The organism is Maribacter antarcticus DSM 21422, assembly GCF_000621125.1.
Classification (GTDB): domain Bacteria; phylum Bacteroidota; class Bacteroidia; order Flavobacteriales; family Flavobacteriaceae; genus Maribacter; species Maribacter antarcticus.
In genome coordinates this window covers 65,362-92,261 of record NZ_KK211215.1, presented here as the reverse complement: position 1 = coordinate 92,261, position 26,900 = coordinate 65,362, and the positions used below count along the sequence as shown (strand labels likewise).

Below are 26,900 nucleotides of genomic sequence, written 5' to 3'. Positions count from 1 at the left end.
CGCAAAAACAAACTATAAAAAAACCGATATTATTTATATCGGTTTTTTTTAATATTAAAATCTACTTCGTATTAAAACTTATTACAGGATATAGTATTAACCACCAAAGTCATCAAAACGGATATGTTCGTCTGCAATACCGTAATCTTCTCCCATTTTTTGAACCGCCTTGTTCATTAAAGGTGGCCCACAGAAATACAACTCGATATCCTCTGGAGACTCGTGAAGGTCCAAATAATTATCAATAACACAATTGTGAATAAACCCAACAAAACCATCACCGGGCGCATCTAAACTTTCTTTTATTTTCCAATTATCCTCTTCAGCTGGTTCAGAAAGTGCTAAATAAAATTTAAAGTTTGGGAACTCCTCCTCTAACTTGTAAAAATGATCCAAGTAAAACAATTCCCTTTTAGAACGACCACCATACCAATAGCTAACTTTTCTATTTGTTTTTAATGTTTTGAATAAATGGTACAAATGAGACCGCATTGGAGCCATACCAGCACCACCTCCCACATACAACATTTCTGAATCAGACTCATTGATGAAGAACTCACCATAAGGTCCAGAGATAGTAACATCGTCACCCTCTTTTAATCCAAAGATATAAGACGAAGCAACACCAGGGTTTACATCCATCCAACCATTTTTAGAACGATCCCATGGTGGTGTAGCAATACGTACGTTTAACATGATTTCTCTTCCTTCAGCAGGAAAAGAAGCCATAGAATATGCGCGTTCAACAGTTTCAGGATTTTTCATCACTAAAGGCCATAAATTGAACTTATCCCATTCTGCCTTAAACTTATCCGGAGTATCGTGCTCTTCCGGGTGTGCGGTAATATCCATATCGGCAAAATTAACCTCGCATTCTGGAATCTCTATTTGAATATACCCTCCAGCTTTGTAACCCATATCTTGCGGAATTTCAACTACGAATTCCTTAATAAAAGAAGCAACATTATAGTTACGAACTACTTTACCTGGCCATTTTTTAATCCCAAATACTTCCTCAGGAATAGTAATTTCCATGTCCTGCTTTACTTTTACCTGACATGCTAAACGTGCTCCATGACCCAATTCCCTTTTAGAAAAATGAGGTGTTTCTGTTGGCAACGCTTCACCGCCACCAGAAAGCACATTACATTCACATTGTATACATGTTCCCCCACCACCGCAAGCGGATGGTAAGAATACTTTTTGAGCGCTAAGCGTGGTGAGCAAAGTGCTTCCAGAAGCTACTTCAACCTTCTTTTCACCGTTTATGGTAATGGTCACAGGACCAGAAGGTGATAACTTCTGTTTTGTAAATAACAAAATCGAAACCAAAATCATCAATAGCACTAAAAAGGCTACAACGGTAATCATTATTGTTCCAACTGTACTAGTAGCTAAAATCATCCTTTATTTATTTATATCGTTATACGAAATTTCCTTTTCATCTATTTCCTTTTTCAACTTCTCTGTCTCATCTGAACGTACACCCGAGTCCTCCATTTGTTGTGCACTTTCGCCAACGACTTCTTCAGGAGCCTCTTCTCCACCCCCGGTTAGCATACCTCCAAAACTTTGAAATCCTATACCCATTAAACCTGTGATGATAAAAGTGATACCTAAACCTCTTAGCGGTGCAGGAACATTCGAATATCTAATCTTTTCACGAATCGCTGCTATCGCTAGGATAGCCAAAAACCAACCTATACCAGAACTAATACCATAATTCAATGCCAAACCAAAAGTTGCTATTTCTCTTGCCTGCATAAATAAGGAACCTCCCAAAATAGCGCAGTTTACAGCGATTAAGGGTAAAAATATACCTAGCGCATTGTACAAGGATGGTGAAAACTTCTCTACGATAATTTCTACTAGTTGTACCATTGTAGCAATGGTGGCAATGAACAATATAAACGACAAGAAGCCAAGATTATAATCTGCATATTCTTCTCCAAGCCATACCAAGGCACCTTCTTGTAACAAATACTTATCTAATAACCAGTTTAACGGCACTGTAACAGCTAATACGAAAATCACTGCTGCCCCTAGTCCTACAGCTGTGGCCACTTTTTTGGATACTGCTAAATAGGAACACATTCCTAGAAACACGGCAAATACCATGTTGTCTATAAAAATCGATTTGAAAAATAACTCTATATGTTCTAACATAATTTCTTTGTATCTATTTGTTTAGTTATCTTCTATCAATGCTGGATTTTTAGAGCGTTGTACCCAAATTAGGATACCAACAACAATCAAAGCGGCCGGTGGAAGAATCATAAAACCATTATTCTCATATCCTGTTGCAAACAAACCTGTTTTCATAATAGGATCACCTAAAACAGGATATCCTAAAAGTGTGCCAGAACCTAATAATTCCCTAAAAAAACCAACTATGATAAGAATCACTCCATAACCTAAAGCGTTTCCAATACCATCTAGAAAAGACTTCCATGGACCATTTGCCAATGCAAAAGCCTCGAAACGTCCCATGATGATACAATTGGTTATAATTAAACCGATAAAGGCACCCAAGGTTTTACTGAGCTCATAAGCATAGGCCTTTAAAACTTGATCTACGATAATCACCAAGGTCGCAACAACAATTAATTGCACAATGATTCTAATTTTAGAAGGGATAATATCCCGCATTAGCGATATTACCACGTTTCCAAGCCCCATTACAAAAATTACCGAAATAGCCATCACAATGGATGCCTCTAATTCTGCGGTAATCGCCAGTGCAGAACATATACCTAATACCTGTATGGTAATTGGATTGTTATCTGCTAACGGATCTAAGATTAAACTAGTATCTTTTTTAGTAAGTAAGGCCATAGTTATTTAACTCTAATAGTTTCTAAATAGTCTTTATATAGGTTGACGCTCTCTTTAATCATCACCGCAACACCGTTTCCAGTAATCGTGGCACCTGCCAAGGCGTCTACCTCATTGTCATCCTTGGTGTTATTTAAAGGGTCATTATTCCCTTTGGCAACAGCAATACCTGCGTACCTGGTACCATCCAAAATACTTTCCCCTTCAAAGTCGTCCATGAAGTAGCGCATTTTAATATTAGCACCCAACCCGGCAGTTTCCCCTTTATGATCAAAGTAGACCCCTTGAACCGTCATAGTTTCATCTAAGGCAATATACCCCCAAATAGCATCCCACAAGCCTTTTCCATACATGGGTATGATATAAGAAGACTTACCGTCTTTCTCCCCAATAAACAGGGGTAGTTTATAGGATTCCCCCTTTTTCTTTGCAGCAAGTTGTTTTTTTAGGTCGATTAGGTAGGCCTCTTCATCCGGTGTAGTTTTACCATCTTCAAGCACCAATTGCTCCTTAATATAGGTAGTGAACTCTGCTTCTACCTTATCCGTTGGAATCTGACTAACATTGCCTTTGTCATCTCCATTTTCGTTTACACCCATAGCGTAAAGGATATTCTGCTGCGTTGCAAAACGTTCATTTTCTTTAATTTGAGGACCGAGTCCAGAAGCCAAAAAGGCTAAAATAGAACCAACTACTACAACCATGACAGCTGCAAAAATAACGGTATAACTGTTTTTATCTGTATCTACTGCCATAACTAAACGGTTTCTGCTTTAAGTTCTTTTGCCGCACTTTCGGAATCCCTAGGAAGTACAACGGCATTTTTAAGTCTTTTCATTCTTTGTTTCACATTGCCTTGAATCACATAGTGGTCAATGGTTGGAGCAAATACGTTCATCAATAATATAGCTAGGAAAACACCTTCTGGATAGGCCGGATTAAAGACACGAATCATTATAGCTATAAATCCGATAAAAAATCCATAAATCCATTTCCCCTTGTTGGTCTGAGAACCCGTTACCGGATCTGTAGCCATATAAACGATGCCAAACGCTAGGCCACCTACAATAAGATGTTTCCAGAAATCGAAACTCATAAGTCCGTAAAACTTATTCGTTTCGCCAATCCAACCCAATTCTACGACTTGGTTGAAAATCAATCCCATAACTAGGGCACCAATTACGGCACTCACCATAATTCTCCAACTTGCTATTTTACTAAAAATCAAGAATGAGCCACCTAATAAACATAAAAAGGCAGACGTCTCACCAACAGACCCCGGAACAAATCCGAAGAACATATCTGAAATACTGTATTTTGCACTCATGGCCGCTTCATTGTTCTGAGCCAAATACCCTAGTATCGTTTCCCCAGAAATAGCATCTACATTATCCGCTCCTGCCAAAATCTGTTCTGAACGCTCACGCGCTTCGTATACCCAAACCTTATCACCACTCATCCAAGTAGGATATGCAAAGAATAAAAACGCCCTAATCGTAAGCGCTGGGTTAAGAATGTTCATTCCCGTACCTCCAAATACTTCCTTACCGATAACAACACCAAAAACTACTGCTACGGCCAACATCCATAACGGCGTATCTACAGGTACAATTAATGGCACCAACATTCCAGTAACCAAATACCCTTCCTCTACTTCATGACCTTTAATAACCGCAAAAATAAATTCTACAAGAAGTCCAATACCATAGGATACGACTACAAGTGGTAAAACCTTAATTATACCAATCCAGAAATTATCCCAAGTAATAAAGTGCTCCAAAACAGAAAAATTCTCTGGAAAGCCATTTAATGCCGAGTAATACTGATATCCCGCATTGAACATAGAAAAAACTAAAATTGGAACCAAAGCCATGATTACCGTATTCATAGTTCTTTTTAAATCATCTGCTCCTCGAACATGAGACCCGGAATGGGTTGTCTCGTTCGGAGCAAACAAAAAGGTATGAAAGGCATTAAAGGCGGGTGCCATCTTTTGCCCCTGATACTTCATTTTTAACTCGTGCAATGTGCTTTTTATGCTCATGTCTTATCCTATTTCTTGTTGTAAATAATCTAAACCTTCTCTTATAATCTGTTGATGAGGCTGTTTAGAAATGCAAATAAATTCCGTCAATGAAAAATCTTCAGGTGCAACTTCATACAAGCCCAAATGTTCCATCTCATCTAAATCCTTGACCATACATGCTTTCAGCAACTGCATTGGATAAATATCCATTGGAAAAACCTCCTCATAATGTCCTGTCACTACAAACGCCCTATGTTCACCATTCGTATTCGTAGTAAGCTCATATTTTTTCTTTGGTTGCATCCATGAAAAAGTAAGTGCTCTGGTATTCGATATCTTATTAAAAATTGGCTTGTTCCAACCAAAAAACTCGTAATCATCTCCCTCTGGAATAACGCTTACTGTGTTGTTATAAAAGCCAAGGCTGCCTTCCGGTTTACTTTTAGAACCCGTAAGGACATCACCATTAATAACGCGTATATTTTCTTCTGTTACGCCACTCGCATAAAGAAAAGTAGCAATTTCTGCACCTATTTTTGTGGTGTAATATTTAGGAGCCTTTACACATGACCCTACCAAAGCTATAAATCTTTCAGCATTAAATTTTCCTGTCAGCAAAAACTCACCCATGATAACTAAATCTTGAGGCGACACCGTCCAAACCAACTCTCCCTTATTGATAGGATCTAACTTATTAATTTGCGTTCCTACCAAACCCGAAGGGTGTGGTCCAGAAATCTTGTGCAACTCAACTCCTTTTAAAGAAGCCAAAGGAGAATCCTCAGACTTCCCTATGGATACATGCACTTTTCCAGGAGTTAACTTTGTTAATGCGGTAACAGCTGCCTGCAACTCCACTTCCTTACCTTTTAAAACATAGTTAAGGTCCGCAGCCAATGGCGATGTTATATAAGCTGAAATAAAAATGGCTTTTGGAGTCGTATCTGGATCGGCAATAATATCATAAGGACGTTGCTTTATAAATGGCCAACAACCACCTTTTAACCAAACCGATTTAACATCCTGTTTTGTAGCACTCTCAATATCAATAGTAGGGCTTACGTCAAAACTCTGTTCCTTATCAGCTAAGATTTTAACCGACAATATGCGTCTTCTTGCACCCCGCTCAATCTCAACCAACTCACCACTAACTGGAGATACAAAAAGCATATCCGCTATATTTTTGTTATAAAACAAAGGCTCGCCAGCTTTTACCTCAGCCCCTTGCTTCAAAAACATCTTTGGCGTTACTCCGTGAAAATCGTTTAGATTTAAAGTGTACACATTACTTAAAACCGCTTTGACGGTTTCCAGCTCAGCAGCACCCACTAGGTTAATATTTAACCCTTTTTTAATTTGAATGTCTTTGGACATATATTGTGGACCTTTGGTTAACAAAATTTGAAGCAAATTTACCACTAAATGAAAAAATTTCATAATTATTAACCTATAATTTAGGCTTTATATCGATGTTAATTTATTCGGTATCCTTTTTGTTTACCTTTGAAATATAATTTGCTGATAAATGTGCGTATTGCTTAAACATATTGTTTTTTTACTTTTTGTCCAATCGGCTTTTTGTCAAGTGCAAGTTGAGATGAATGCTCCATCAAACATCAAATCAATTACTTTTAAGGGACCTACCGAAGATCAATTTCCAATAATTAAGATTGGTGAACCTATATATTTAGAGTTCGATGATTTAATGGCCAACGAGCAGGATTATTACTATAAAATTTTACATTGCGATTATGATTGGACACCCTCCGATTTGCTCAAATCCCAATTTCTTAATGGTGTGGATAACCAGCGAATTATAAATTATTCAAATAGCTACAACACCCTGGAAACGTATTCCAACTATCAACTCACAATTCCGAACGAAAATGTACGCCTTAAGGTTACTGGAAACTACGTTTTAGAAATCTACAACAACAATTACGAATTACAATTTTCAAGACGGTTTATTGTCTATAAAAACTTAGTAACCGTTGGAGGTACAGTTAAACGACCCCGAGATTTTGAATTTTTAAACGAGAAGCAAGTGGTTCAACTCTCCATTAATTCAGGGAATTTTAGATTGGTGAACCCAAAAAAAGAAGTCAAAATAGCAATTTTACAAAATTACTATTGGCCAACAGCGCTGTACAATATCCCTCCCCAATTTACTTTAGGTAATGAACTGGTGTATAAATACGACCTTGAAACCTCCTTCTTTGGGGGTAACGAATATTTACTTTTTGACACAAGCGACCTTAGAGCACCAAGTTCTCAAATAGGAAGAATAGACCTTATCGATATATACAATCACTATCTATTTTCAGACGGTTTCAGAAACGACGAACCCTACACGTACTTCCCAGACGTGAACGGGGATTTCGTAGTACGCACATTACAAGGAGACAACGATTCTCGGGAAGCGGAATACACAAAAGTACATTTTAGCCTACCCTACACTGATATTTTAGCTTTGGACGATGTTCATATTTTTGGAAAATATAACAACTATGCGCTCACCGATGAAAATAAAATGACCTACAATGAGGACAATGGTATGATGGAGGCAACCATAAAATTAAAGCAAGGGTTCTACAACTACAAGTATGCCGTAAAAGGGGAAAATAACAACATCAGACTCAATGATGTTGGTGGGGATTTTCATTTTACGGAAAACAACTATTTGATTTTGGTGTACTATAGGGATTTCGGTGATATCTACGATAGCATTATAGGTGTAGGGTCTGCTAACTCAAGAACCATAACCAATTAGGTTACCCAAAAGGTTCCTGAATTTAAAACTAAATACAAACAGACTAACGGATGTAAACTAAAATAGCGCGTCATTACCTGTCTAAACTGCAAGTATTCACTTAATAAGGGCGACAGGTAGCACCCTACCTTCTCACAACCCAATAGCACCAAAAAATAAAGCTTTAGTGATTTTTTTTGAAGCGTTCTTCGAAGTCTAATATCCTAAGACGTTACGCTTATAAAAACACACGCCCACCTGACTAGACCTGAAAAAATCGCAAATACATAGATTTTGGGCATATGTATATCCTAACCGATTCCTTTTAATTTTTAGTAAGCTTGGCCTTTATATTTTCTATTGATGGTGTTTCTTGCTAATTCAAAAAAGTTGGATTTACTTGAAAAAAAAACAAAAAATGGATTGATAAATACAAACACATCCGCACCTTAAGAATATTGATCTTAACGAGGTCAAAGCTGATAAAAATCAATGAATCTTCGAATGCGATGCTTTAGAAATGGCTGGGGTAATAACCGAACTAGTTTGAATAATAAACTCCGTGATACGTTCCAATCCCAAAAGAGAACAAAACGCTACTGATTACTTAAATCCATTTTATTTTGAAAAACTAGCCTTTTCCGGTACTTCAATAGGAAATAATAGGTTTCATAATTTCACCAAAACAGAGAACAAATACAACTTAAAAATACCACAAGCAACAAAGTTTTTTTTCCGAGCAAATGACCTAATTACGGAATCTGAATTGGTTATTAATACAGGTATGTCAAAACTGCTTTTTACTACATTTTTCTTCCTATGCTTATTCCTACTATCTATTTGGTTGATACATATCAGGAAAAAGTATGCATATACCGATTATCTAATATTTTACTTTCATAATAAACAACTGTTATTTACCTTGCTCTCTAATAGTTTTATGATTAACAGTGTTTTAAGCTAGAAGGCAACGGGTTTTATCCTTTTGGTTTTAACTATCTATCTTTACTACGGCAATCCAAAGTTTTTATAGTCAAGGTAGATTTTAAACTATTGTTAAAAAGGAAATTCTTAATCCAGTTTTTGTTATTTTAGCTAGAATTGGAAAGTAGTTTAATTTTGGGAGGTATTATTTTTACGTATTACAGAGACTTATGACAACACAAGTAACTAAAGGAATAAAGATATCGGTAAATACTAATTTTGAAGGCACCTTCTTCAAAAATTACAAGATGCATTATGCATTTGGGTACACCATCACCATTGAAAACCAAAGTAAGGATGCTGTTCAATTAACTTCGCGCCATTGGAGAATATACGATTCTCTGAACGATATGGAAACCTTAGATGGCGAAGGTGTTATTGGAAAAAAACCGGTCATTAACCCTGGAGAAGCTCATACGTATAATTCTGGGTGTTTACTTACCTCTCCTATCGGAGCTATGAGGGGACACTACAATATGTTTAATTTTAATTCCAACGAAAAATTTAGAGTACTCATTCCTACATTTAAATTTAGCGCACCATTTGCCCTGAATTAAAATCCTTCTTCAATTCAATTATGTAGCCTGTAAAACAGCACATTTTAAACAAGGTTAGTCTACTCTTCGGTGCCGAATAATTAAGTGCCGCCCGCTAACTAAACACCTTATTTTATTACCGTTTTATACCATCTTAGCGACTAAGCCTTATTTTCTACATATTAGATTTTCGGAAGCGGACGCTCAGCCCCTTTTCGCTTTTAATTCTCACTTACTAAGCTTATCTTTGTTTTACTTTAATTTTTAAAATTATAACAATGGGTAAAGGTTTTTTCCAAGTTCCAACTGCATTTAACGAACCAATAAAAAGCTTTGTGCCAGGAAGCCCAGAGCGCGAAGAGGTTTTAAAACAATATAAAGCATATTACAATAGCACCGTTGACGTACCTATGTACATAGGTGCCGACGAAGTACGTACTGGAAACACTAAGCCAATGTCACCACCACATGACCATAAACACATTGTAGGAACTTATCATGTGGCCGACAAAAAACATGTGAGTAAAGCCATTGCCAATTGTTTAGACTCAAGAGACGCTTGGGCAAACCTAACTTGGGAACAACGCGCAGCCATCTTCATGAAAGCTGCAGAGCTACTTGCTGGACCTTACCGTGCCAAAATCAACGCTGCAACCATGATGGCGCAGTCCAAGACCATACATCAAGCAGAGATAGATGCCGCGTGCGAGTTGATAGATTTTCTACGCTTTAACGTAGAATATATGACACAAATTTATTCTGAACAACCAGATTCTGCAGAAGGTATCTGGAACCGTGTAGAGTATAGACCTTTAGAAGGTTTTGTATACGCTATTACACCATTCAATTTTACTGCTATTGCCGGAAACCTTCCTGCGAGCGCCGCTATGATGGGAAATGTTGTTGTTTGGAAGCCCAGCGACAGTCAGATATTTTCTGCTAAAGTAATTGTAGATGTGTTCAAAGAAGCAGGCCTTCCTGATGGTGTAATCAACGTAGTTTATGGGGATCCAGTAATGATTACGGAGACCGTACTTGCAAGTCCTGATTTTGCAGGAATACACTTTACCGGTTCTACGCATGTATTTAAGGAACTTTGGAAGCAAATAGGAAACAACATACACAACTATAAGACCTACCCTAAAATAGTAGGGGAAACAGGTGGTAAGGATTTTATTATAGCCCATCCATCAGCTAAACCTGCGCAAGTTGCAACAGCCATCGTTCGTGGAGCATTCGAATTCCAAGGGCAAAAATGTTCTGCTGCATCCCGGGTATATTTGCCAAAATCCACAGCCAATGAAATTCTGGAACTCGTCAAGAAAGATGTCGCTTCTTTCAATACACCTGGCTCACCAGAGGATATGACCAATTATGTTACAGCTGTGATTCATGAGGGATCTTTTGACAAATTGGCAAGCTATATTGATCAAGCCAAAAAGGATAACAACGCCGAGATAATAGCTGGAGGAAATTATGACAAATCCAAAGGATACTTTATTGAACCTACTGTTATCCTAACTACCGACCCTAAGTACACTACTATGGAAACAGAACTTTTTGGACCAGTAGTTACCATATACGTTTACGAAGATAAAGATTGGAGCAAAACACTTAAATTAGTAGATGCAACATCGGAGTACGCCTTAACGGGAGCCGTCTTGTCCAAAGACAGATATGCTATTGACGAAGCAACAAAAGCGCTTCAAAACTGTGCTGGTAATTTCTACATAAACGACAAACCAACGGGAGCCGTTGTTGGACAACAGCCTTTTGGTGGAGCAAGGGCTTCCGGAACAAACGATAAAGCGGGTTCTGCTCAAAACCTAATGCGCTGGGTATCTCCAAGACTTATCAAAGAAACGTTTGTTACACCAGAAGACTACAGGTATCCATTTTTAGGGTAAAAAACTGATAATGAATAAATTAAAATAGACAATTAGGCTAAATATTTTACCTATAATTAAAGGTTCTGTTAGTCTATACTACGGAACCTTTTCTTATTAATAACTTACAAAATGAAAAAAATAATACTGGTATTTATGGTATTGGCGATGACTATAAGCTACAGCCAAGACAATCTCGCACAATCAACTATACAATCCGTCTTAACAGGTAATCAAGCGCAAGTCATTCAACTAGCGGAAGCTTTTTCCGAAGAACAATATGACTGGAGACCTAGCGATGGTGTAAGTTCCGTTGGCGAGGCGCTCTTACATGTAGCCGGAGCAAATTATTATTTGGCGTCTAAAATGGGTTTTGCGCCTCCTACCGATGTAGACATGATGGGTATAGGAAAAACCACTGGAAAAGAGAACATTATTGCCACGCTTAAAAAAAGTAATGCCTTTGTTTTGGAAACCATAATGATGGTAGAGAGTGCACAGCTTAACGAAGAAGTAGATTTCGGTTTTGCTAAAATGAACAAACTAGGAGGGCTCTTATCCATGATGGAGCATAATGGCGAGCATAAAGGACAGCTAATAGCCTACGCTCGGTCTAACGGTGTTGTGCCACCATGGAGTGAATAAGTAAGGATTTACAAACATTAAAAAAACCATGGACAAAACAGCCAATTCGATTACCACGCAGCTAAACAAAAAGCAGTAAAAATGAAAAACTGTACGCTCTTTATTAACTTATAGAGCTTGGTATTCCGAACTGGTGATTAATCCGATATATCAGCCGTCGAAGCATGCGATGTAAGTAATCCAATAGAAGATGTGGATTGGTTGAAAAATGAGATAGATTGTATAAAAAAGTAGCAGTGACACCTCAAAATACTTGCTTTAGCCTAGTGATTTCCTTGAAAAATCAATCATAAAGGCAAGCCGTTAGATTGAGAACATAGAAGATATTAGCATCTCAGGTTACGGTGTTTAATTATCTTTTTGACTTAAGTACCCTAAAAACAAGATGCTAGTAGATGTTCTAGGAGTACTTCTATTTGAAAATAGCATTTATATCTTTCCCATCCTGCCTGTTTGGTCCAAAGCTTAAACAATAGCTATCTAGTTTTTAGAAGTATTGGTAAAGTGCATACGTAAGTTATCCTTTGAATTTGATAGGAAGATAAACCACACGTTTGGTATCATAGAATTCTTCATTGAAATAATCGGACAACTCAAAAATTTTAGCTGTTCTATACTCTTTTAACTCTTCCTCTAGATTTCCACCTTTCAAGTAAAGAATACCGTTGCGCCGTTGGTGAACAGATTCTTTTTTTATTTTTCCTTTTACCCAATGTACAAAGGTGGGCATGACTGCAACCGCACGGCTAACAATAAAATCAAACTGCTTTGGAACCTCCTCTACCCTTGCGTTAATCGTTACTACGTTGGTTAGTCCCAGCCCTTGCACCACTTCTTCTACCACCTTTATTTTTTTACCAATAGAATCTACAAGCGTAAAATGTACATTTGGAAATAAAATAGCTAACGGAACACCAGGAAACCCGCCACCTGTACCTACATCCAAAACCTCAGCACCATCATTAAACTCCTGAATTTTAGCGATGCCCAGCGAATGTAAAACGTGCCTTAGGTAGAGTTCGTCGATATCCTTTCTGGAAACCACATTTATTTTTTGATTCCAATCCTTGTATAATTCTTCCAACAAAACAAATTGAGTTTTTTGTTCTTGAGATAAATTGGGAAAATATTCAAATAGTCTTTCCGTAGTCATTCGTATCTTTGTAAAATAATTAATGTAGTACATTTAATCATGCAAAGATTCTGTTTTTAATCAAGGTATCAAACTATAACGAAGTCATTTACGTTATATTTACATAAAAAAGCTTAGCATACATGGAAAAAAAAACAATTCGATTTCCGAGAAAAGACACCGCACAATTTTTCAAAACCTTAAACGGACGTGTAAACGATTACTTTAAAAAGAATGAAATAAAAAAAACTGGCAACTGGAGACTACATCTGAAAACGATTGTTATGTTCTCGTTGTTTTTGGCACCGTATTTTCTGATTTTAACCTTAGGCCTTCCCAATTGGGCAAACTTGCTACTGACGATAGTAATGGGTGTTGGTATGGCGGGTGTTGGTATGAACGTAATGCATGATGGTAACCATGGCGCGTATTCCAATAAGAAATGGGTGAATAAATTTATGGGAGGTAGCATTTACATCCTTGCTGGTAACGTTTACAATTGGCAAGTACAGCACAATGTACTGCATCACACCTACACTAATATTCACGAACATGATGAGGATATGGAAGCCGGTAGGATTCTAAGATTTTCCAAACATACCGAGTGGAAAAAACACCATAAATTTCAACATTTTTATTCTGTTCTTCTTTACGGATTACTAACGTTTAATTGGGCCATTACCACAGATTTTCAACAGATGTACCGGTATATGAAGCGCAAGTTATCCTATGGAAAATTACCTAGTGCAACTACGAATTGGACTACTTTACTTATCACCAAGACCTTATATGTAACTATTTGGATTGTACTTCCGATGTTGTTATTGGATATTGCTTGGTATAAAATATTATTAGGCTTCTTTGTTATGCATTACGTTGCGGGAGTTATTTTGAGTGTTGTATTCCAATTGGCGCACATTGTTGATGAGGCGGATACGCCATTACCGGACGAAAGTGGTACGATGAAAAACACATGGGCCATTCACCAGTTATTTACTACGGTAAACTTTGGTACAAAAAATAAACTTGTGAACTGGTTTACGGGCGGACTTAATCATCAGGTAGAGCATCATATATTTCCAAACATCAGCCATGTTCATTATACAAAAATTTCTAAAATCGTAAAAGAAACCGCGAAAGAATTCAATTTACCTTACAACGAGTACAAAACGACTAGAAAAGCTCTTATTTCTCACTTTTCACATTTAAAAGAATTAGGTAAACAACCTGCTTTGCAAGTATAGCGTTACTTGTTAAACAACTTTTAATAGCTCAATAATTACTTTCTGTATTTTAGAAACATACAGAAAGTAATTATTGAGCTATTCATTTAAACGCTATTCACAAACTACGCTCAAATAGTTAATAATCAATTGATTTTTAAAGCAACAAAGAATTCCAAATGTTTTAATTTTGCTTTGCATGAAAGCATTCATGGACTAGATTCACGTCTATACTGGGACAAGTTCGGTACAGGCGCGGGAATTCAAATAAAAGAACATTCTTATGAGTAATCAACTTTCGGATAGGATTAACAGTGTAACACCTTCCGCAACCTTAGAAATGGCCGCAAAAGCCCGGCAACTAAGAGCAGAAGGAAAAGATATAATCGGCTTAAGCCTTGGCGAACCCGATTTCAACACCCCTGATTATATTAAAAATGCTGCCATCCAAGCAGTAAACGATGACTATAATGCATATACTCCAGTAGACGGTTATGTTGAGCTAAAAAATGCTATTATTACCAAATTTAAACGTGATAACGGATTGCAGTATGCAGCGCCGCAAATCGTAGTATCAACCGGTGCAAAACAATCACTTTACAATGTGGCACAAGTAGTATTGAACAAAGGTGACGAAGTTATTTTACCCTGCCCATACTGGGTAAGTTACAGCGATATTGTAAAACTAGCCGATGGCGTGCCCATAGAAGTACCCTCATCAATAGAAAGCGATTTCAAAATGACTCCCCAACAGCTAGAGGCTGCCATTACCCCAAAGACCAAAATGCTATGGTACAGCTCGCCTTGCAACCCTAGCGGCTCTATCTACAGTAAAGAAGAATTAAGGGCTTTAGCAGACGTTTTAAAAAAACACCCACAAATAATTATCGTAAGCGATGAAATTTACGAGCATATTAATTACGGGGTTACGGCACATGCATCCATGGCCGAGTTTCCGGATATGTACGACCGTACTGTTACCGTAAACGGTGTAGCGAAGGCGTTTGCAATGACCGGATGGCGTATCGGTTACATTGGTGCGCCGGCGTATATCGCTAGAGCATGTAACAAGCTACAAGGACAGGTTACCAGCGGAGCCAACTGTATTGCACAACGGGCAGTGATTACGGCGTTGACCGAATCACCTACCCGTATTCAATACATGGTGGATGAGTTTAAAGTTCGTAGAAAATTGATTCTTGAACTTTTGAACAATATTGATGGGTTTACGTGTAATGAGCCAGAAGGTGCCTTTTATGTTTTTCCAGACGTTACTGCCTATTTTGGAAAAACATTAAACGGAACCAAAATTGATAATGCATCAGATTTTGCTATGTATTTATTAGAGAACGCAAATGTAGCCACCGTAACAGGTGACGCGTTCGGAAATGGTAATTGTATACGAATATCCTATGCGGCTTCAGAAAAAGAGATTCGAGAGGCTGTGGCGAGGATAAAAGCAGCACTATAGGCTTTAGAATATCTAAATTAGATAAGGAAAACCTCATTTGTATATTCATCTGAGGTTTTTTAGTAATATCTGCCCATATAACACTGCAATAGTATGTGCGAACTCATATATACAGTTAGATTACTAGCCGTTGAAAAAAGTTCTTAATCTCTCATGGTAAAATGTTTGCTCTAGCACAGATGTAAAGCCTTTCATGCTGTTTATGAGTTCCATAATATTTAAAAATAGCACCACAACAGTAGTAATTATTACAAAGCGAAGAATACCACGCTTAGGTACGCTTCCAGAAATATGGCGTCAACAGAATAAGTACGGTAAAAAGCTCCAACCTTCCTGCAAGCATTAAGAATCCACACCACCATTTGGCTAAATCTGGTAAATTATTAAAATTACTTACTGGGTTTAAACTGCCAAAAGCAGGACCAACATTACCTAGAGAGGACGCAGCACCACCAATAGCAGACTCAAAATCGAGTCCTAAAAATCCTAATACCATGGCACCTATTATAAAAAGGAGCATATACAGAACAAAAAATCCAATAATATTGTAAACGATATTCTCCTTAACGGTTTTGTTGTTGTGACGTACCGGTATCACCGCATTGGTGTGCAAGGTGCGCTTGAACTCCAATAGTCCGTTTTTGATAATCAATAAATGTCGCATCACTTTTATTCCTCCAGAAGTAGATCCGGCCGAACCTCCCATAAAGAATAGTCCAAAAAAGAAAATCGTTAAGAATGGTGTCCATTGAGTAAAATCGGCACTTACAAAGCCGGTTGTGGTTACGACGGCAACTACCTGAAACAAAGCGTGCCTAAATGAACTTTCTGCCTGTCCTAAAACCATGGGGTAACCAGGAGTTAACTCGCTTATATTCGCCCTGAAATAAATAACTAAACCAGTAATAACGGTGGCCAATACTATAAACAGTAAATAAAACTTAAACTCCTCATCCTTAATTACTTTTTGCACTTTCCCCTTAAAGGCAAAATAACTCAAGACAAAATTGGTTCCTGCCAAAAACATAAAGACAATAATAATATACTGTATCAACGGTTGATCGTTCCAATGGGCAACACTGGCGTTCTTGGTAGAGAATCCTCCTGTGGACAATGTAGCTAGTGCGTGGTTTATAGCATCGAAAAAAGACATGCCTGCTAATTTCAATAAGATAGTCTCAGCTACAGTATACCCAACATAAATTAACCATAAACGTTTAGCGGTATCTGTTATCCTTGGATGTAATTTATCTGCACTTGGCCCTGGGGCCTCAGCTGCAAACAACTGCATACCGCCAATACCTAACAATGGTAAAATCGCGATAGCCAGAACAATGATTCCCATACCGCCAATCCAATGTGTAAGGCTCCTCCAAAATAGGATGCCCTCTGGCATAGACTCTATATCATCTATAATAGAAGCTCCGGTTGTAGTATATCCGGAAATAGTTTCAAAAAAAGCATTAGTTACGTCAGGAATAGCTCCTGAAAATATGTACGGTAGCATTCCTGAAATAGACATCACTATCCAACCAAAGGTCACAATAATATAACCCTCCCTTTTCTTAACCTCTTTGAGATGCCCACGGGTATTGTACATGGCAAAAACCCCAGCAAACATAGTAGAAATAGAAGCCAAAGACATACTAAGCGTAGCACCGTCTTGATAAACCGCACTGACGACTGCTGCGATAAGCATAAAGCCGCCATTACATAAGAGCAAAAGCCCCATGATATGAAATATAATCCTTGAGTTTAGGCGCATGTTAAAGGAACATTCGTTCTATTTTTGGTATTTCTTCTGGAAGACAACAAACCACAACCCTATCTCCAGCCCTAATTTCAAAGCCACCTAAGGCAATAATCCCTTTCCCATCTCTTACTACACCTCCAATTGTAGCTGCTTTAGGAAAATTAAGATCTCGAATAATAGCTCCTGTAACACGAGAATCTTTCTTTACAATAAACTCCAATATTTCTGCGTTCAAATTATTCAATCGCATCATGGCAACCACTTCTCCTCTTCTGATATGCCTAAAAATATTATTGGCTGCCAATAATTTTTTATTGATTAAAGTATCTATACCTATAGAGTGGGACAGTTGAAAATAATCCATATTCTCCACCAAAGCAATGGTCTTCTTTATATGTTTGGACTTGGCAACCAAACAGGACATTATATTCGTTTCGGAATTACCGGTAACAGCTATAAAGGCGTCCATCGATTCGAGACTTTCCTCGTCTAACAGCTCTACGTTCCTTCCGTCCCCGTTAATTACCAAGGCATTTGGTAAGTCATCCGCTAGGTCAAATGCCTTTTCCTTGTTCTTTTCAATAAGTTTAACGTTAAACTTATTGTTGCACAAATCTCTAGCAGTTTTATAGCCCACCTTGCTGCCGCCCAAAATCATTACATTTTTTATATCCTCTTTCTTCTTTCCTGTAAGTTTGTATAGCTCATCTACACCTTCTTTTACTGTAATAAAGTATACTTGATCACCTTCCTTAAAAACGGTGTCTCCTCTAGGAATAACCGTATACTGGGTCCCCATACGTTTTAAGGCAATAGGCATAAAGTGAAGTTCAGGAAAAATCTTCGCGGCCTCCTTTACCATCTTACCCACAAAAGGGGCCATTTTGGGTAAGGATACGCCCACCATAATCAATTTACCGTCATCAAACTCAAATGTATCGTTAAAGGCAGATTTATTCAATAATAACTGAATTTCCTTTGCCGCCAACTCCTCTGGAGAAATAAGTTCGTCTATACCCAGCTCCGAGAACTTTAACAGCTCCTTATTATCTACAAACTCGGTATTAGAAATCCTAGCGATGGTCTGCTTACATCCCAATTGCTTGGCCAGCATGCAAAGGGTAATATTAGTAGTTTCAGAGGAAGTGACACCAATTACCAAATCGGACTCCTCCACTTGAGCATCCCTAAGTACGGAAATGGAAGTAGCATCACCTTTTAAGACTCGAATATCCAAGTGACTATCCGCATAAGCAAGGCTCTCTTTATGTGTGTCTATCAACGTGATGTTTTGCGACTCGTAGGAAAGTAGCTTAGCCAAATGAAACCCTACCTCACCTGCGCCTGCAATAATAATTTTCATTTAATTTCTTAGGTTACCTCTTCTTGGTGTCCATAACACTTTTTAATAAGGGTCAATTATACCAGTATTAAAACTGCATTTAAAGAATTAGGCATGTAATAGACTGTAAAATTACATAATTTTATTAGGGTAGCATTTTTTTTAGCCTTTTTAACCATCGGTCTTGTTACATCATGAAAATCGAAATTTTTGGAAGTCTACTTTCCTATATCGTATCTTTGCAAAAAAAAATAATGTTATGCCAGAAAAGGTTACTCCATACAAAGATTCTAATCTTGGCAAGAAAGAACAAGTCACTAAAATGTTCGATACGATTTCGAAAGACTATGATGGCTTAAACCGTGTTATTTCCTTTGGAATAGATATAAAATGGAGAAAGAGAGTCGTCGCTTTACTTAAAAAAGAATCCCCACAGACCATCTTGGATATCGCCACGGGAACTGGAGATTTGGCTATTGCTTTGGTGAAAACTGGTGCACGAAAAATCGTTGGCCTCGATATATCTTCAGGTATGTTGGCAGTCGGAAAAGATAAGGTCAAACACAAAAACCTAGATAGCACGATTGAAATGATTGTAGGCGATAGCGAAAAACTATCTTTTGCAGATAATTCGTTCGATGCCGTAACCGTATCCTTTGGAGTTCGAAACTTTGAAACCTTAGAAACTGGACTTTCCGAAATTCTACGCGTATTGAAACCACAAGGAGCCTTGGTTATTCTTGAAACCTCAGTACCGACAAAGACGCCCTTTAAACAGGGCTATCAGCTGTACTCCAAATATGTGCTACCCGTGATAGGGAAGGTTTTCTCAAAAGATAATTCCGCCTATGGCTATTTAAGCGAATCTGCAGCCGTTTTTCCACATGGTGAAACCTTCAACAATATTTTACGCAAAATCGGGTTTATAGAGGTAACCAATATCCCCCAAACATTTGGGGTGGCATCAATTTATGTTGCTAAGAAAGCGTAATAGATTTAGCTATCCTTACGCTGTAATTTAATCATACTTTGTGCAGGTTTTTGTAATTAGTTTTAGATGAAGAAATGGATTTTAATAGGTATTATTTTGCTATTCGCCACGCAATGGACTAGTGCACAATTTAATGAAAAACCTGTACTCAACAAGGAGAATGAGGATAAGAAGTTTTTAAATTATGGTTACTTCCTAGGTTTTAACCAGTATGACTTCAAGTTCGATTATATAGATAACGACAGGGATATACTTACCACCAAAACACTAGGATTCAACGTAGGACTTATTGGCGAAATGCGGTTGAATGAATTTCTGGATCTTAGAATAGAACCAGGATTACATTACACGGCAAGGACCATTGGCTTTCCAGGTTTTGAAGAAGAGCGAGATGCAATAAGGGAAATTAAATCAACATATATCAACTTTCCATTACTACTAAAAGCCAGTACACGCAGAATAGGTAATTGGAAACCATTCATTATCGGTGGTGGCTCTATGTCCTTAAACCTTGGTAGCAACGAAAGTAGCCTTGATGATAATTCAGCAGGAACTTTTAGAATGACAAAATGGGTCTACAACTACGAACTCGGTTTTGGCATTGACTTTTACTTGGAATATTTCAAGTTCAGCCCTTCTATCCGTGGTGTTTTTGCATTGACAGACGAACTAATTAGGGACAATGACCCAAACAGCCCATGGACAGGAAACATTGATACGATGCGCACCAGAGGTGTTTTTGTAAACTTCACTTTTGAATAAAAACTTATTCCTTACGTCTAATTTCATTCAACAAAATAGCCGATGCCGTCCCTACATTTAGGCTTTCAGTAGTAGCTTTTCCGTACTGCGGTACAGAAATACCATAGGTACAAAACTGTGTCACAGCATCAGAAATACCATTACCTTCATTGCCCATGACCAAAATTCCTTTTTCGGGCAATTCACTTTCATACACCGATGCACCATTCATAAACGAACCGTAAACTGGGAGAATATTACCCTGTAAAAAAAGCGAGAGATCCGTATATGAAATATTTACTCTTGCAATAGAACCCATAGTAGCCTGTAATACTTTAGGATTATAACAATCTACCGTGTCTTGAGAACAGACCAAACTTGAAATTCCAAACCAATCACACAATCGAATAATCGTCCCTAAATTACCTGGATCTTGAATACCGTCCAAAACCAAAATCCAATCTTTAAATCCAATAGGTTCTGAAGGAAGTATATGAAATACGCCCAATACACCGTTGGAGTTTTTAAGCGCACTCATCTGCTGTAATTCTTTGGCTGAAACTAGCTGTAGGCAATCACACTTCACATTAAAATTTGCAGTGTTGGTAACGTATACCTTGTATGGCAAAATAACGGAAGCAAGAAGTTCCTCCAAGGCCTTTTTCCCTTCTATTACAAATAGCCCATGTTCATTTCGGTACTTTTTTTGCTGTAAGCTTTTTATTAGTTTCAATTCACTTTTAACAACCATTCAAATAATGTATTTTTGATTTCTATGAATACGGTACTATGCTTTAAAAACAACATAGCTAAAATAAGCTTATTATCGCTTCTAGCAATGGTAGTGCTGTCGTGTAATTCCTTAAAAAAAGTAAGTGACCATGAATATCTGATAGTAAAAAACGAATTACTTATAGATTCTCTTGAAGTCAACAATGAGGCCATAGAAAGCCTTATCTACCAAAAACCAAATGCTGCACTTTTAGGCTACCCACTTAGACTTAACCTGTATAACATTGCTAAAGAAAATCCAGATTCTTTATTCCAGACATGGCTAAATAACAACCCTAATAGAAAAAAACGGCTAACAAAGGCACTCTCCGCTAAACAGGTAGAACGTTTAGGGGAGTCCTTTCTGGTGTCTGGCTTGAGTAATTGGTTAAAAGATATTGGAGAGGCACCTGTAGTGCTAGACACCTCGAGAACACGAAGAAGCCTGCAACGACTTAGCTCCTATTACTACGACAGAGGTTACTTTAACAATACCACGCATTACAGTATAGATTCTACTGGGCGTAAACAGCGGGCAACAGTAGGCTATCAAATTTCCCTAGGACACCCTTTTATAGTAGACTCAATATCCAACGAAATATCTTCCAATGCCATAGATTCACTCTACTTTATTAACTCCAAACAATCTTTAATTCAAACCGGACAACAGTTTGATCGTGATATTTTTAACGCAGAACGAGAGAGACTTACCACAATCTTTAGAAACAGTGGTGTTCGTAATTTTCAGGAAAGCTCAATCACCTTTGATATTGCTAGGGACACTACGGCAAAAGGAGCAGATCAAAAAATGAACATTGTCCTAAATATTGGAGATTTAAAAAAACGAGGTGAAAACGAGGTAACTACCGCAGAATATAAAGTGGAAAAAATAAACCATATAGATGTTTACACTGACTATCTTTCTTCCGATAAAAAAGACTCATTGATAGCTGTAGAATATGGTGACTATACTATTTACTATTCTGATAAATTTCAAATAAGACCCAAGACCTTGGCAAATGCCATCTTCTTTAAAAAAGGAAACACCTATAGAGACTTGGATAAAATAAGAACTTCAAGACAGTTAAACAGTTTAAATATTTTTAAATACCCCAATATAATTTTCGAGGAAGACAGCTCTGCAAATAGTGTGAACACTAGTATTTATTTAGCTCCAAAAACAAAGTACTCACTAGGAACAAACTTTGATGTCAGCAGGTCCAACATTAGAAGACTTGGCGTTGGAGTAAACGCATCCTTACTTATAAGAAATATTTTCAAAGGAGCTGAAAACTTGAGCATATCTGGTGACGCAACTTTCGGCTTATTAAGTAGCCCTTCATTTCAAGAGGATTTCTTCTCGGAAATTGGGGGCGATATTACATTAGACTTTCCGCGGATATGGTTCCCTTTCCTAAATACTAACAAACTTATTCCCAACTACACCTTACCTAAAACGCGAGTTGCCATAGGCACAAGTTTTCAAAGAAACATTGGCTTGGACAAGCAAACATTAAATAGTGTCTTAAGCTATAACTGGACACCATCAGAATTCAAAAAACACAATATAGAACTGTTGAACGTACAATATGTACGTAATGTAAATAGCAATCGCTTTTTTAATGTATACCGCAATACATATAACGTGCTTAACAGAATAGCTACAGAAGATGCTATCGTGGTAAACCCAATTTATTTTGATGGAAATGGAAATCTTACTACCCCTGTAGAAGCCTTAAGCCCAGAAAGTATTGGCACAGATAGGTTTATTGATGATGTGCTTAGTGGCGAAATTCCCATCACCTCAAATGGACTAACATTAGAAGACTTTAATGAAGTGAATAGTATTGAGGAAAGAGAGCAACGATTAACGGAGAACAATCTTATTTTCACTACCAACTATACGTTCAACAAAAACAATAGAAACGGTATAACGGACAATAGTTTTTACCAGTTTCGATGGAAACTGGAAGGTGCCGGGAATTTATTGGCTGGCCTGTCCGGCATACTTCCGTTCAACGAAAAAGATACTCAGTTATTGGTATTTAATGTTCCCTTTTCACAATACTTAAAAACAGAGTTGGACTTTGTAAAGTACTGGGACCTATCGCGCTCCAATGTGCTGGCGGCAAGAACATTCTTTGGGATCGCTATCCCTTATGGTAACTCTAACAATATACCGTTTGTACGTAGTTACTTTGGCGGAGGCTCCAACGATAATCGAGCTTGGTTCCCCTACTCATTAGGGCCTGGAAGGACCTCTGCAGTAAATGATTTTAATGAAGCCAATCTTAAGCTGGCTTTGAATCTAGAATATCGCTTCCCAATTGCAGGAGCTATGAACGGAGCTATTTTTGCCGATGCGGGTAATATCTGGAATGTTTTTGATGATGTTACCGACCCTGATGCCACTTTTAGCGGCATCTCCTCCTTAAAAGATATTGCCTTGGGTACCGGTTTTGGGCTTCGCTACGATTTTACGTATTTCCTTTTTCGCCTAGACCTAGGCTTCAAAACCTACAATCCTGCGGAAATACAGTCCAAAAGATGGTTCAGGACCTATAATTTTGCCAATTCTGTATTGCAAATAGGTATTAACTATCCTTTTTAAGTCTAATTGTTTTGTTACTTTTGTTTCTTAATTTTTTGAAAACTAAAGATCAGAAGACTATGAACCACAACATTAAACCGGGAGTTGCTACCGGAAATCAAGTTCAAGAAATATTCAACTACGCAAAAGAAAAAGGTTTTGCATTACCAGCAGTTAACGTAATAGGATCCGATACTATAAATGGTGTTCTAGAAACGGCTGCAAGTCTTAATGCACCCGTTATTGTTCAATTCTCAAATGGAGGTGCACAATTTAATGCAGGAAAGGGACTATCTAATGAAAGCCAGAATGCGGCCATACAAGGAGCTATTGCAGGTGCAAAACACGTACATCAGCTAGCCGAAGCTTATGGAGCCACGGTTATTTTACATACAGACCACTGTGCAAAGAAATTGCTGCCTTGGATAGACGGTTTGTTGGATGCAAGCGAAAAACACTACGAAGCAACGGGTAAATCCTTGTTCAGCTCGCACATGATTGACCTTTCAGAGGAGCCTTTGGAGGAAAACATCGAAATCTGTAAAGGGTACTTAGAGCGCATGAGTAAAATGGAAATGACCTTAGAAATAGAATTAGGCATTACAGGTGGCGAAGAAGATGGTGTTGACAATTCAGATGTAGACGACTCTAAATTATATACACAACCAGAAGAAGTAGCCTATGCTTATGAAGAGCTTTCTAAAGTAAGCCCAAGATTTACCATTGCTGCCGCCTTTGGCAACGTTCACGGTGTTTATAAGCCAGGAAATGTAAAGCTGACGCCTAAAATTCTTTTAAATTCTCAAGAATATATATCAAAGAAATATAATGTAGAACACAATCATATTGATTTTGTTTTTCACGGTGGTTCAGGCTCTACAGTAGCAGAAATAAGAGAAGGAATAAGCTACGGTGTTATTAAAATGAATATTGACACTGATTTGCAATATGCTTTTCTTGCTGGAGTAAGAGATTATATTCAAGACAATAAGGATTATTTGCAAGCACAAATTGGCAATCCAACAGGCGCAGATGAGCCAAACAAAAAATACTATGACCCAAGAGTTTGGTTGAGAAAAGGTGAAGTTTCTTTTATAGAGCGTTTGAAAAAAGCGTTTGAAGACTTAAACAACGTCAATACTTTATAAAAATATCATACCCTAAATTTAAAATGGAAGACGATATGACTGCTTGGTTTAAAAGGAAAGAAAAAGGAATACAAACTTCAACAGAAGAAAAGAAAGACACCCCAAAAGGGCTTTGGTATAAATCCCCAACAGGTAAAATAGTGGAGTCCGACGATTTAGCCAAGAACTTTTATGTTAGTCCGGAGGACGATTACCACGTTCGTATAGGAAGTAAGGAATATTTTGAAATCTTGTTTGATGACAACGCCTTTACAGAATTGGATGCAAAACTTTCTTCCAAGGATCCTTTAAAGTTTGAAGACACCAAAAAATATGGTGATCGCCTTTTAGCGGCTCAGAAAAAAACGGGGCTTAAAGATGCGGTGAGAACTGGGTTTGGAAAATCTTTAGGAAAGGATATTGTTATCTGCTGTATGGATTTTAGCTTTATAGGAGGCTCTATGGGTAGCGTTGTAGGAGAAAAAATTGCACGAGGTATCGATCATGCAATCAAAAACAAAGTTCCCTTTCTTATGATTTCTAAATCTGGCGGTGCGCGTATGATGGAAGCAGCACTTTCGTTAATGCAACTAGCAAAAACTTCTGTTAAACTGGCGCAACTAGCCGAAGCTGGTTTACCCTATATATCGCTTTGTACGGACCCAACCACAGGAGGCACCACAGCTTCTTATGCTATGTTGGGAGATATAAACATAGCAGAACCAGGCGCTCTTATTGGGTTCGCAGGGCCGCGTATTGTTAAAGACACTACAGGTAAGGACTTACCTAAAGGTTTTCAATCTTCAGAGTTTTTATTAGAGCATGGATTCTTGGATTTCATCACGCACCGTAGAGAATTAAAGAAAAAGATAAATCTTTATATCGATTTAATACAAAATATTCCTGTTCGTACCGAAAAACTGAAATCTGCATAAGGTATTTAATGTGATAGCATTAAAATACGAGCCCGTAATTCATTTGAATTTCGGGCTTTTCTCTACCATAAAACTAGAACTATGTTAGGACTAATTTTAATTTTATTTTTCACATCACTACTCACATTTTTGTGTTATCGCACTAACTATACTTTAAATAAAGCAACAAATAATAATGCTATTTCTTATCGTTCTAAGATGTAGCAACTAAATGAGAGAATAGAGGAAGTATTCAAAAAGATGACATTTATTCTCTCAGTCAATTAAATATAACCGGTGGAGAATTTTACAGTACCCAGATAACGGTATCAGGAGATTTAAACCTGACCTGAAGAGCAAGAAATACATCGGTTTGGCTTTTTGTAAATTATGTACGTCAAGGGTTCAATAGAGTCACGACCGGCACATATGCCTTTAGAACAAGAAACAGTAGAAAGATGCTCCCACCCTCGCTAGTCCGCATTTCTTTAAAAAAGGAAAATTCACAGTAGCCTTGAATGGGAATGACAAATTGAAAAGCGCCAACAATAAATTCGTTAAAATCACTTGAGTAACCATTGAAGTTGAAGTGGGGTCTGGGATTTATACCACTGACTATCGAACCTTGAAAACGGCGAGGTAGCAACAGGAATCTTGTGTAAAGATTTTGACCAAGTGTAAAATAGCTATAAAGGCTAGCTTTAGATTTTGGTTTTCAAAAAATCAAAATTTAAAAAATAATAGTATATTTGCAGCCTGATTGAAAATCATTCAGATACATAAAAATCATTAAACGAATATTGGAATGTATTTAACAAAAGAAGTAAAAGCCGAAATCTTTAAGAAACACGGCGGAAAAGTGGAAAACACAGGTTCTACGGAAGGTCAAATCGCGTTGTTCACGCACCGTATTAATCATTTGACTGGTCACTTGAAAAAAAATCACAAAGACTACAACACGGAACGATCATTGGTAAAGTTGGTGGGTAAAAGGAGAAGTCTTTTAGATTATATGATAAAGAATGATGTTGTAAAGTATCGTGAGCTTATCAAAGAATTGGGTATTAGAAAATAATTTAAAAAGGGGAAAGCTAGCTTTCCCCTTTTTTTAAATTAAACTGCTCCGAAGTTTCTGAGGATTTCAGTACATAAAATTTCAAAGTCCTGAAATTAAACCCTGTTTT

Annotated in this window: 22 protein-coding genes; 12 read left to right on the top strand and 10 right to left on the bottom strand. The window is 37.6% G+C overall.

Annotated elements, in window-relative coordinates:
• Positions 1 to 96 precede the first annotated feature (96 nt).
• From nqrF to Q360_RS0121620, 6 genes are read right to left on the bottom strand one after another with little or no spacing between them, the layout of a single operon-like run.
• On the bottom strand, positions 97 to 1,404 hold the full coding sequence (nqrF, locus tag Q360_RS0121645; RefSeq protein WP_027078945.1) for an NADH:ubiquinone reductase (Na(+)-transporting) subunit F: 1,308 nt from the start codon (positions 1,402 to 1,404) through the stop codon (positions 97 to 99).
• 3 nt (positions 1,405 to 1,407) lie between these two features.
• Positions 1,408 to 2,166 (bottom strand): NADH:ubiquinone reductase (Na(+)-transporting) subunit E, encoded by a 759-nt coding sequence (nqrE, locus tag Q360_RS0121640; protein ID WP_027078944.1) that lies wholly within the window; start codon positions 2,164 to 2,166, stop codon positions 1,408 to 1,410.
• A 21-nt stretch (positions 2,167 to 2,187) separates the two neighbouring features.
• Positions 2,188 to 2,835, bottom strand: a complete 648-nt coding sequence (locus Q360_RS0121635) for an NADH:ubiquinone reductase (Na(+)-transporting) subunit D (protein ID WP_027078943.1) — start codon at positions 2,833 to 2,835, stop codon at positions 2,188 to 2,190.
• Between the two features lie 2 nt (positions 2,836 to 2,837).
• Positions 2,838 to 3,590: a Na(+)-translocating NADH-quinone reductase subunit C gene (locus Q360_RS0121630; protein ID WP_027078942.1), complete on the bottom strand. Its 753-nt coding sequence runs from the start codon at positions 3,588 to 3,590 to the stop codon at positions 2,838 to 2,840.
• Positions 3,591 to 3,592: 2 nt separating this feature from the next.
• The gene (locus Q360_RS0121625; RefSeq protein ID WP_027078941.1) at positions 3,593 to 4,879 is read right to left on the bottom strand and encodes an NADH:ubiquinone reductase (Na(+)-transporting) subunit B; all 1,287 of its coding nucleotides are present in this window, start codon (positions 4,877 to 4,879) and stop codon (positions 3,593 to 3,595) included.
• A gap of 3 nt (positions 4,880 to 4,882) precedes the next feature.
• Positions 4,883 to 6,235 carry a Na(+)-translocating NADH-quinone reductase subunit A gene (locus tag Q360_RS0121620; RefSeq protein WP_027078940.1) on the bottom strand — a complete coding sequence of 451 codons (1,353 nt, stop codon included), beginning with the start codon at positions 6,233 to 6,235 and terminating at the stop codon, positions 4,883 to 4,885.
• 151 nt (positions 6,236 to 6,386) lie between these two features.
• Between Q360_RS0121620 and Q360_RS0121615 the strand changes: the two genes are divergently transcribed.
• The 4 genes from Q360_RS0121615 to Q360_RS0121590 all read left to right on the top strand — a co-directional run bounded on the left by Q360_RS0121615 (position 6,387) and on the right by Q360_RS0121590 (position 11,661).
• Positions 6,387 to 7,631: a type IX secretion system plug protein gene (locus Q360_RS0121615; protein ID WP_036196449.1), complete on the top strand. Its 1,245-nt coding sequence runs from the start codon at positions 6,387 to 6,389 to the stop codon at positions 7,629 to 7,631.
• A gap of 1,133 nt (positions 7,632 to 8,764) precedes the next feature.
• On the top strand, positions 8,765 to 9,151 hold the full coding sequence (gene apaG, locus Q360_RS0121600; protein ID WP_027078937.1) for a Co2+/Mg2+ efflux protein ApaG: 387 nt from the start codon (positions 8,765 to 8,767) through the stop codon (positions 9,149 to 9,151).
• Between the two features lie 257 nt (positions 9,152 to 9,408).
• Positions 9,409 to 11,037: an L-glutamate gamma-semialdehyde dehydrogenase gene (pruA, locus tag Q360_RS0121595; RefSeq protein ID WP_027078936.1), complete on the top strand. Its 1,629-nt coding sequence runs from the start codon at positions 9,409 to 9,411 to the stop codon at positions 11,035 to 11,037.
• 111 nt (positions 11,038 to 11,148) lie between these two features.
• The gene (locus Q360_RS0121590) at positions 11,149 to 11,661 is read left to right on the top strand and encodes a DinB family protein (protein ID WP_027078935.1); all 513 of its coding nucleotides are present in this window, start codon (positions 11,149 to 11,151) and stop codon (positions 11,659 to 11,661) included.
• A gap of 517 nt (positions 11,662 to 12,178) precedes the next feature.
• On the opposite strand, the gene rsmG is transcribed toward Q360_RS0121590, so the two are convergent.
• Positions 12,179 to 12,814 (bottom strand): 16S rRNA (guanine(527)-N(7))-methyltransferase RsmG, encoded by a 636-nt coding sequence (rsmG, locus tag Q360_RS0121585; protein WP_027078934.1) that lies wholly within the window; start codon positions 12,812 to 12,814, stop codon positions 12,179 to 12,181.
• Between the two features lie 122 nt (positions 12,815 to 12,936).
• On the opposite strand from rsmG, the gene Q360_RS0121580 reads away from it, so the two are divergent.
• Both Q360_RS0121580 and Q360_RS0121575 read left to right on the top strand, forming a co-directional pair.
• Positions 12,937 to 14,037, top strand: a complete 1,101-nt coding sequence (locus Q360_RS0121580; protein ID WP_027078933.1) for a fatty acid desaturase family protein — start codon at positions 12,937 to 12,939, stop codon at positions 14,035 to 14,037.
• Positions 14,038 to 14,299: 262 nt separating this feature from the next.
• Positions 14,300 to 15,487 carry a pyridoxal phosphate-dependent aminotransferase gene (locus tag Q360_RS0121575; protein WP_027078932.1) on the top strand — a complete coding sequence of 396 codons (1,188 nt, stop codon included), beginning with the start codon at positions 14,300 to 14,302 and terminating at the stop codon, positions 15,485 to 15,487.
• 271 nt (positions 15,488 to 15,758) lie between these two features.
• On the opposite strand, the gene Q360_RS0121570 is transcribed toward Q360_RS0121575, so the two are convergent.
• Together Q360_RS0121570 and trkA are read right to left on the bottom strand one after the other, a co-directional pair.
• On the bottom strand, positions 15,759 to 17,252 hold the full coding sequence (locus tag Q360_RS0121570; RefSeq protein WP_027078931.1) for a TrkH family potassium uptake protein: 1,494 nt from the start codon (positions 17,250 to 17,252) through the stop codon (positions 15,759 to 15,761).
• Position 17,253: 1 nt separating this feature from the next.
• Entirely contained in the window at positions 17,254 to 18,603 is a 1,350-nt protein-coding gene (gene trkA / locus Q360_RS0121565; protein WP_027078930.1) for a Trk system potassium transporter TrkA, read from the bottom strand.
• 238 nt (positions 18,604 to 18,841) lie between these two features.
• Here trkA and ubiE point away from each other — a divergent pair, with 238 nt between their 5' ends.
• Together ubiE and porT are read left to right on the top strand one after the other, a co-directional pair.
• A complete protein-coding gene (gene ubiE, locus Q360_RS0121560) occupies positions 18,842 to 19,573 on the top strand; it encodes a bifunctional demethylmenaquinone methyltransferase/2-methoxy-6-polyprenyl-1,4-benzoquinol methylase UbiE (protein ID WP_027078929.1) in 732 nt (243 codons plus the stop codon).
• A gap of 66 nt (positions 19,574 to 19,639) precedes the next feature.
• On the top strand, positions 19,640 to 20,335 hold the full coding sequence (porT, locus tag Q360_RS0121555; protein ID WP_027078928.1) for a type IX secretion/gliding motility protein PorT/SprT: 696 nt from the start codon (positions 19,640 to 19,642) through the stop codon (positions 20,333 to 20,335).
• Positions 20,336 to 20,339: 4 nt separating this feature from the next.
• On the opposite strand, the gene Q360_RS0121550 is transcribed toward porT, so the two are convergent.
• Positions 20,340 to 21,047, bottom strand: coding sequence for a TrmH family RNA methyltransferase (locus Q360_RS0121550; RefSeq protein WP_316931551.1), 708 nt, complete (start codon positions 21,045 to 21,047; stop codon positions 20,340 to 20,342).
• Positions 21,048 to 21,089: 42 nt separating this feature from the next.
• Between Q360_RS0121550 and tamL the strand changes: the two genes are divergently transcribed.
• The 4 genes from tamL to rpsO all read left to right on the top strand — a co-directional run bounded on the left by tamL (position 21,090) and on the right by rpsO (position 26,791).
• The gene (gene tamL, locus Q360_RS0121545) at positions 21,090 to 23,696 is read left to right on the top strand and encodes a translocation and assembly module lipoprotein TamL (RefSeq protein WP_036196447.1); all 2,607 of its coding nucleotides are present in this window, start codon (positions 21,090 to 21,092) and stop codon (positions 23,694 to 23,696) included.
• A gap of 59 nt (positions 23,697 to 23,755) precedes the next feature.
• Complete coding sequence (gene fbaA / locus Q360_RS0121540) at positions 23,756 to 24,823, top strand: class II fructose-bisphosphate aldolase (RefSeq protein WP_027078925.1); 1,068 nt, start codon at positions 23,756 to 23,758, stop codon at positions 24,821 to 24,823.
• 35 nt (positions 24,824 to 24,858) lie between these two features.
• The gene (gene accD / locus Q360_RS0121535) at positions 24,859 to 25,737 is read left to right on the top strand and encodes an acetyl-CoA carboxylase, carboxyltransferase subunit beta (RefSeq protein ID WP_036196458.1); all 879 of its coding nucleotides are present in this window, start codon (positions 24,859 to 24,861) and stop codon (positions 25,735 to 25,737) included.
• Between the two features lie 784 nt (positions 25,738 to 26,521).
• Complete coding sequence (gene rpsO, locus Q360_RS0121530) at positions 26,522 to 26,791, top strand: 30S ribosomal protein S15 (protein WP_027078923.1); 270 nt, start codon at positions 26,522 to 26,524, stop codon at positions 26,789 to 26,791.
• The last annotated feature ends 109 nt before the right edge of the window (positions 26,792 to 26,900 follow it).

Coding starts and splice junctions, on each gene's coding strand:
- nqrF (WP_027078945.1), bottom strand. CDS start 1,404: ATGATTTTAGCTACTAGTACAGTTGGAACAATAATGATTACCGTTGTA.
- nqrE (WP_027078944.1), bottom strand. CDS start 2,166: ATGTTAGAACATATAGAGTTATTTTTCAAATCGATTTTTATAGACAAC.
- Q360_RS0121635 (WP_027078943.1), bottom strand. CDS start 2,835: ATGGCCTTACTTACTAAAAAAGATACTAGTTTAATCTTAGATCCGTTA.
- Q360_RS0121630 (WP_027078942.1), bottom strand. CDS start 3,590: ATGGCAGTAGATACAGATAAAAACAGTTATACCGTTATTTTTGCAGCT.
- Q360_RS0121625 (WP_027078941.1), bottom strand. CDS start 4,879: ATGAGCATAAAAAGCACATTGCACGAGTTAAAAATGAAGTATCAGGGG.
- Q360_RS0121620 (WP_027078940.1), bottom strand. CDS start 6,235: ATGTCCAAAGACATTCAAATTAAAAAAGGGTTAAATATTAACCTAGTG.
- Q360_RS0121615 (WP_036196449.1), top strand. CDS start 6,387: ATGTGCGTATTGCTTAAACATATTGTTTTTTTACTTTTTGTCCAATCG.
- apaG (WP_027078937.1), top strand. CDS start 8,765: ATGACAACACAAGTAACTAAAGGAATAAAGATATCGGTAAATACTAAT.
- pruA (WP_027078936.1), top strand. CDS start 9,409: ATGGGTAAAGGTTTTTTCCAAGTTCCAACTGCATTTAACGAACCAATA.
- Q360_RS0121590 (WP_027078935.1), top strand. CDS start 11,149: ATGAAAAAAATAATACTGGTATTTATGGTATTGGCGATGACTATAAGC.
- rsmG (WP_027078934.1), bottom strand. CDS start 12,814: ATGACTACGGAAAGACTATTTGAATATTTTCCCAATTTATCTCAAGAA.
- Q360_RS0121580 (WP_027078933.1), top strand. CDS start 12,937: ATGGAAAAAAAAACAATTCGATTTCCGAGAAAAGACACCGCACAATTT.
- Q360_RS0121575 (WP_027078932.1), top strand. CDS start 14,300: ATGAGTAATCAACTTTCGGATAGGATTAACAGTGTAACACCTTCCGCA.
- Q360_RS0121570 (WP_027078931.1), bottom strand. CDS start 17,252: ATGCGCCTAAACTCAAGGATTATATTTCATATCATGGGGCTTTTGCTC.
- trkA (WP_027078930.1), bottom strand. CDS start 18,603: ATGAAAATTATTATTGCAGGCGCAGGTGAGGTAGGGTTTCATTTGGCT.
- ubiE (WP_027078929.1), top strand. CDS start 18,842: ATGCCAGAAAAGGTTACTCCATACAAAGATTCTAATCTTGGCAAGAAA.
- porT (WP_027078928.1), top strand. CDS start 19,640: ATGAAGAAATGGATTTTAATAGGTATTATTTTGCTATTCGCCACGCAA.
- tamL (WP_036196447.1), top strand. CDS start 21,090: ATGAATACGGTACTATGCTTTAAAAACAACATAGCTAAAATAAGCTTA.
- fbaA (WP_027078925.1), top strand. CDS start 23,756: ATGAACCACAACATTAAACCGGGAGTTGCTACCGGAAATCAAGTTCAA.
- accD (WP_036196458.1), top strand. CDS start 24,859: ATGACTGCTTGGTTTAAAAGGAAAGAAAAAGGAATACAAACTTCAACA.
- rpsO (WP_027078923.1), top strand. CDS start 26,522: ATGTATTTAACAAAAGAAGTAAAAGCCGAAATCTTTAAGAAACACGGC.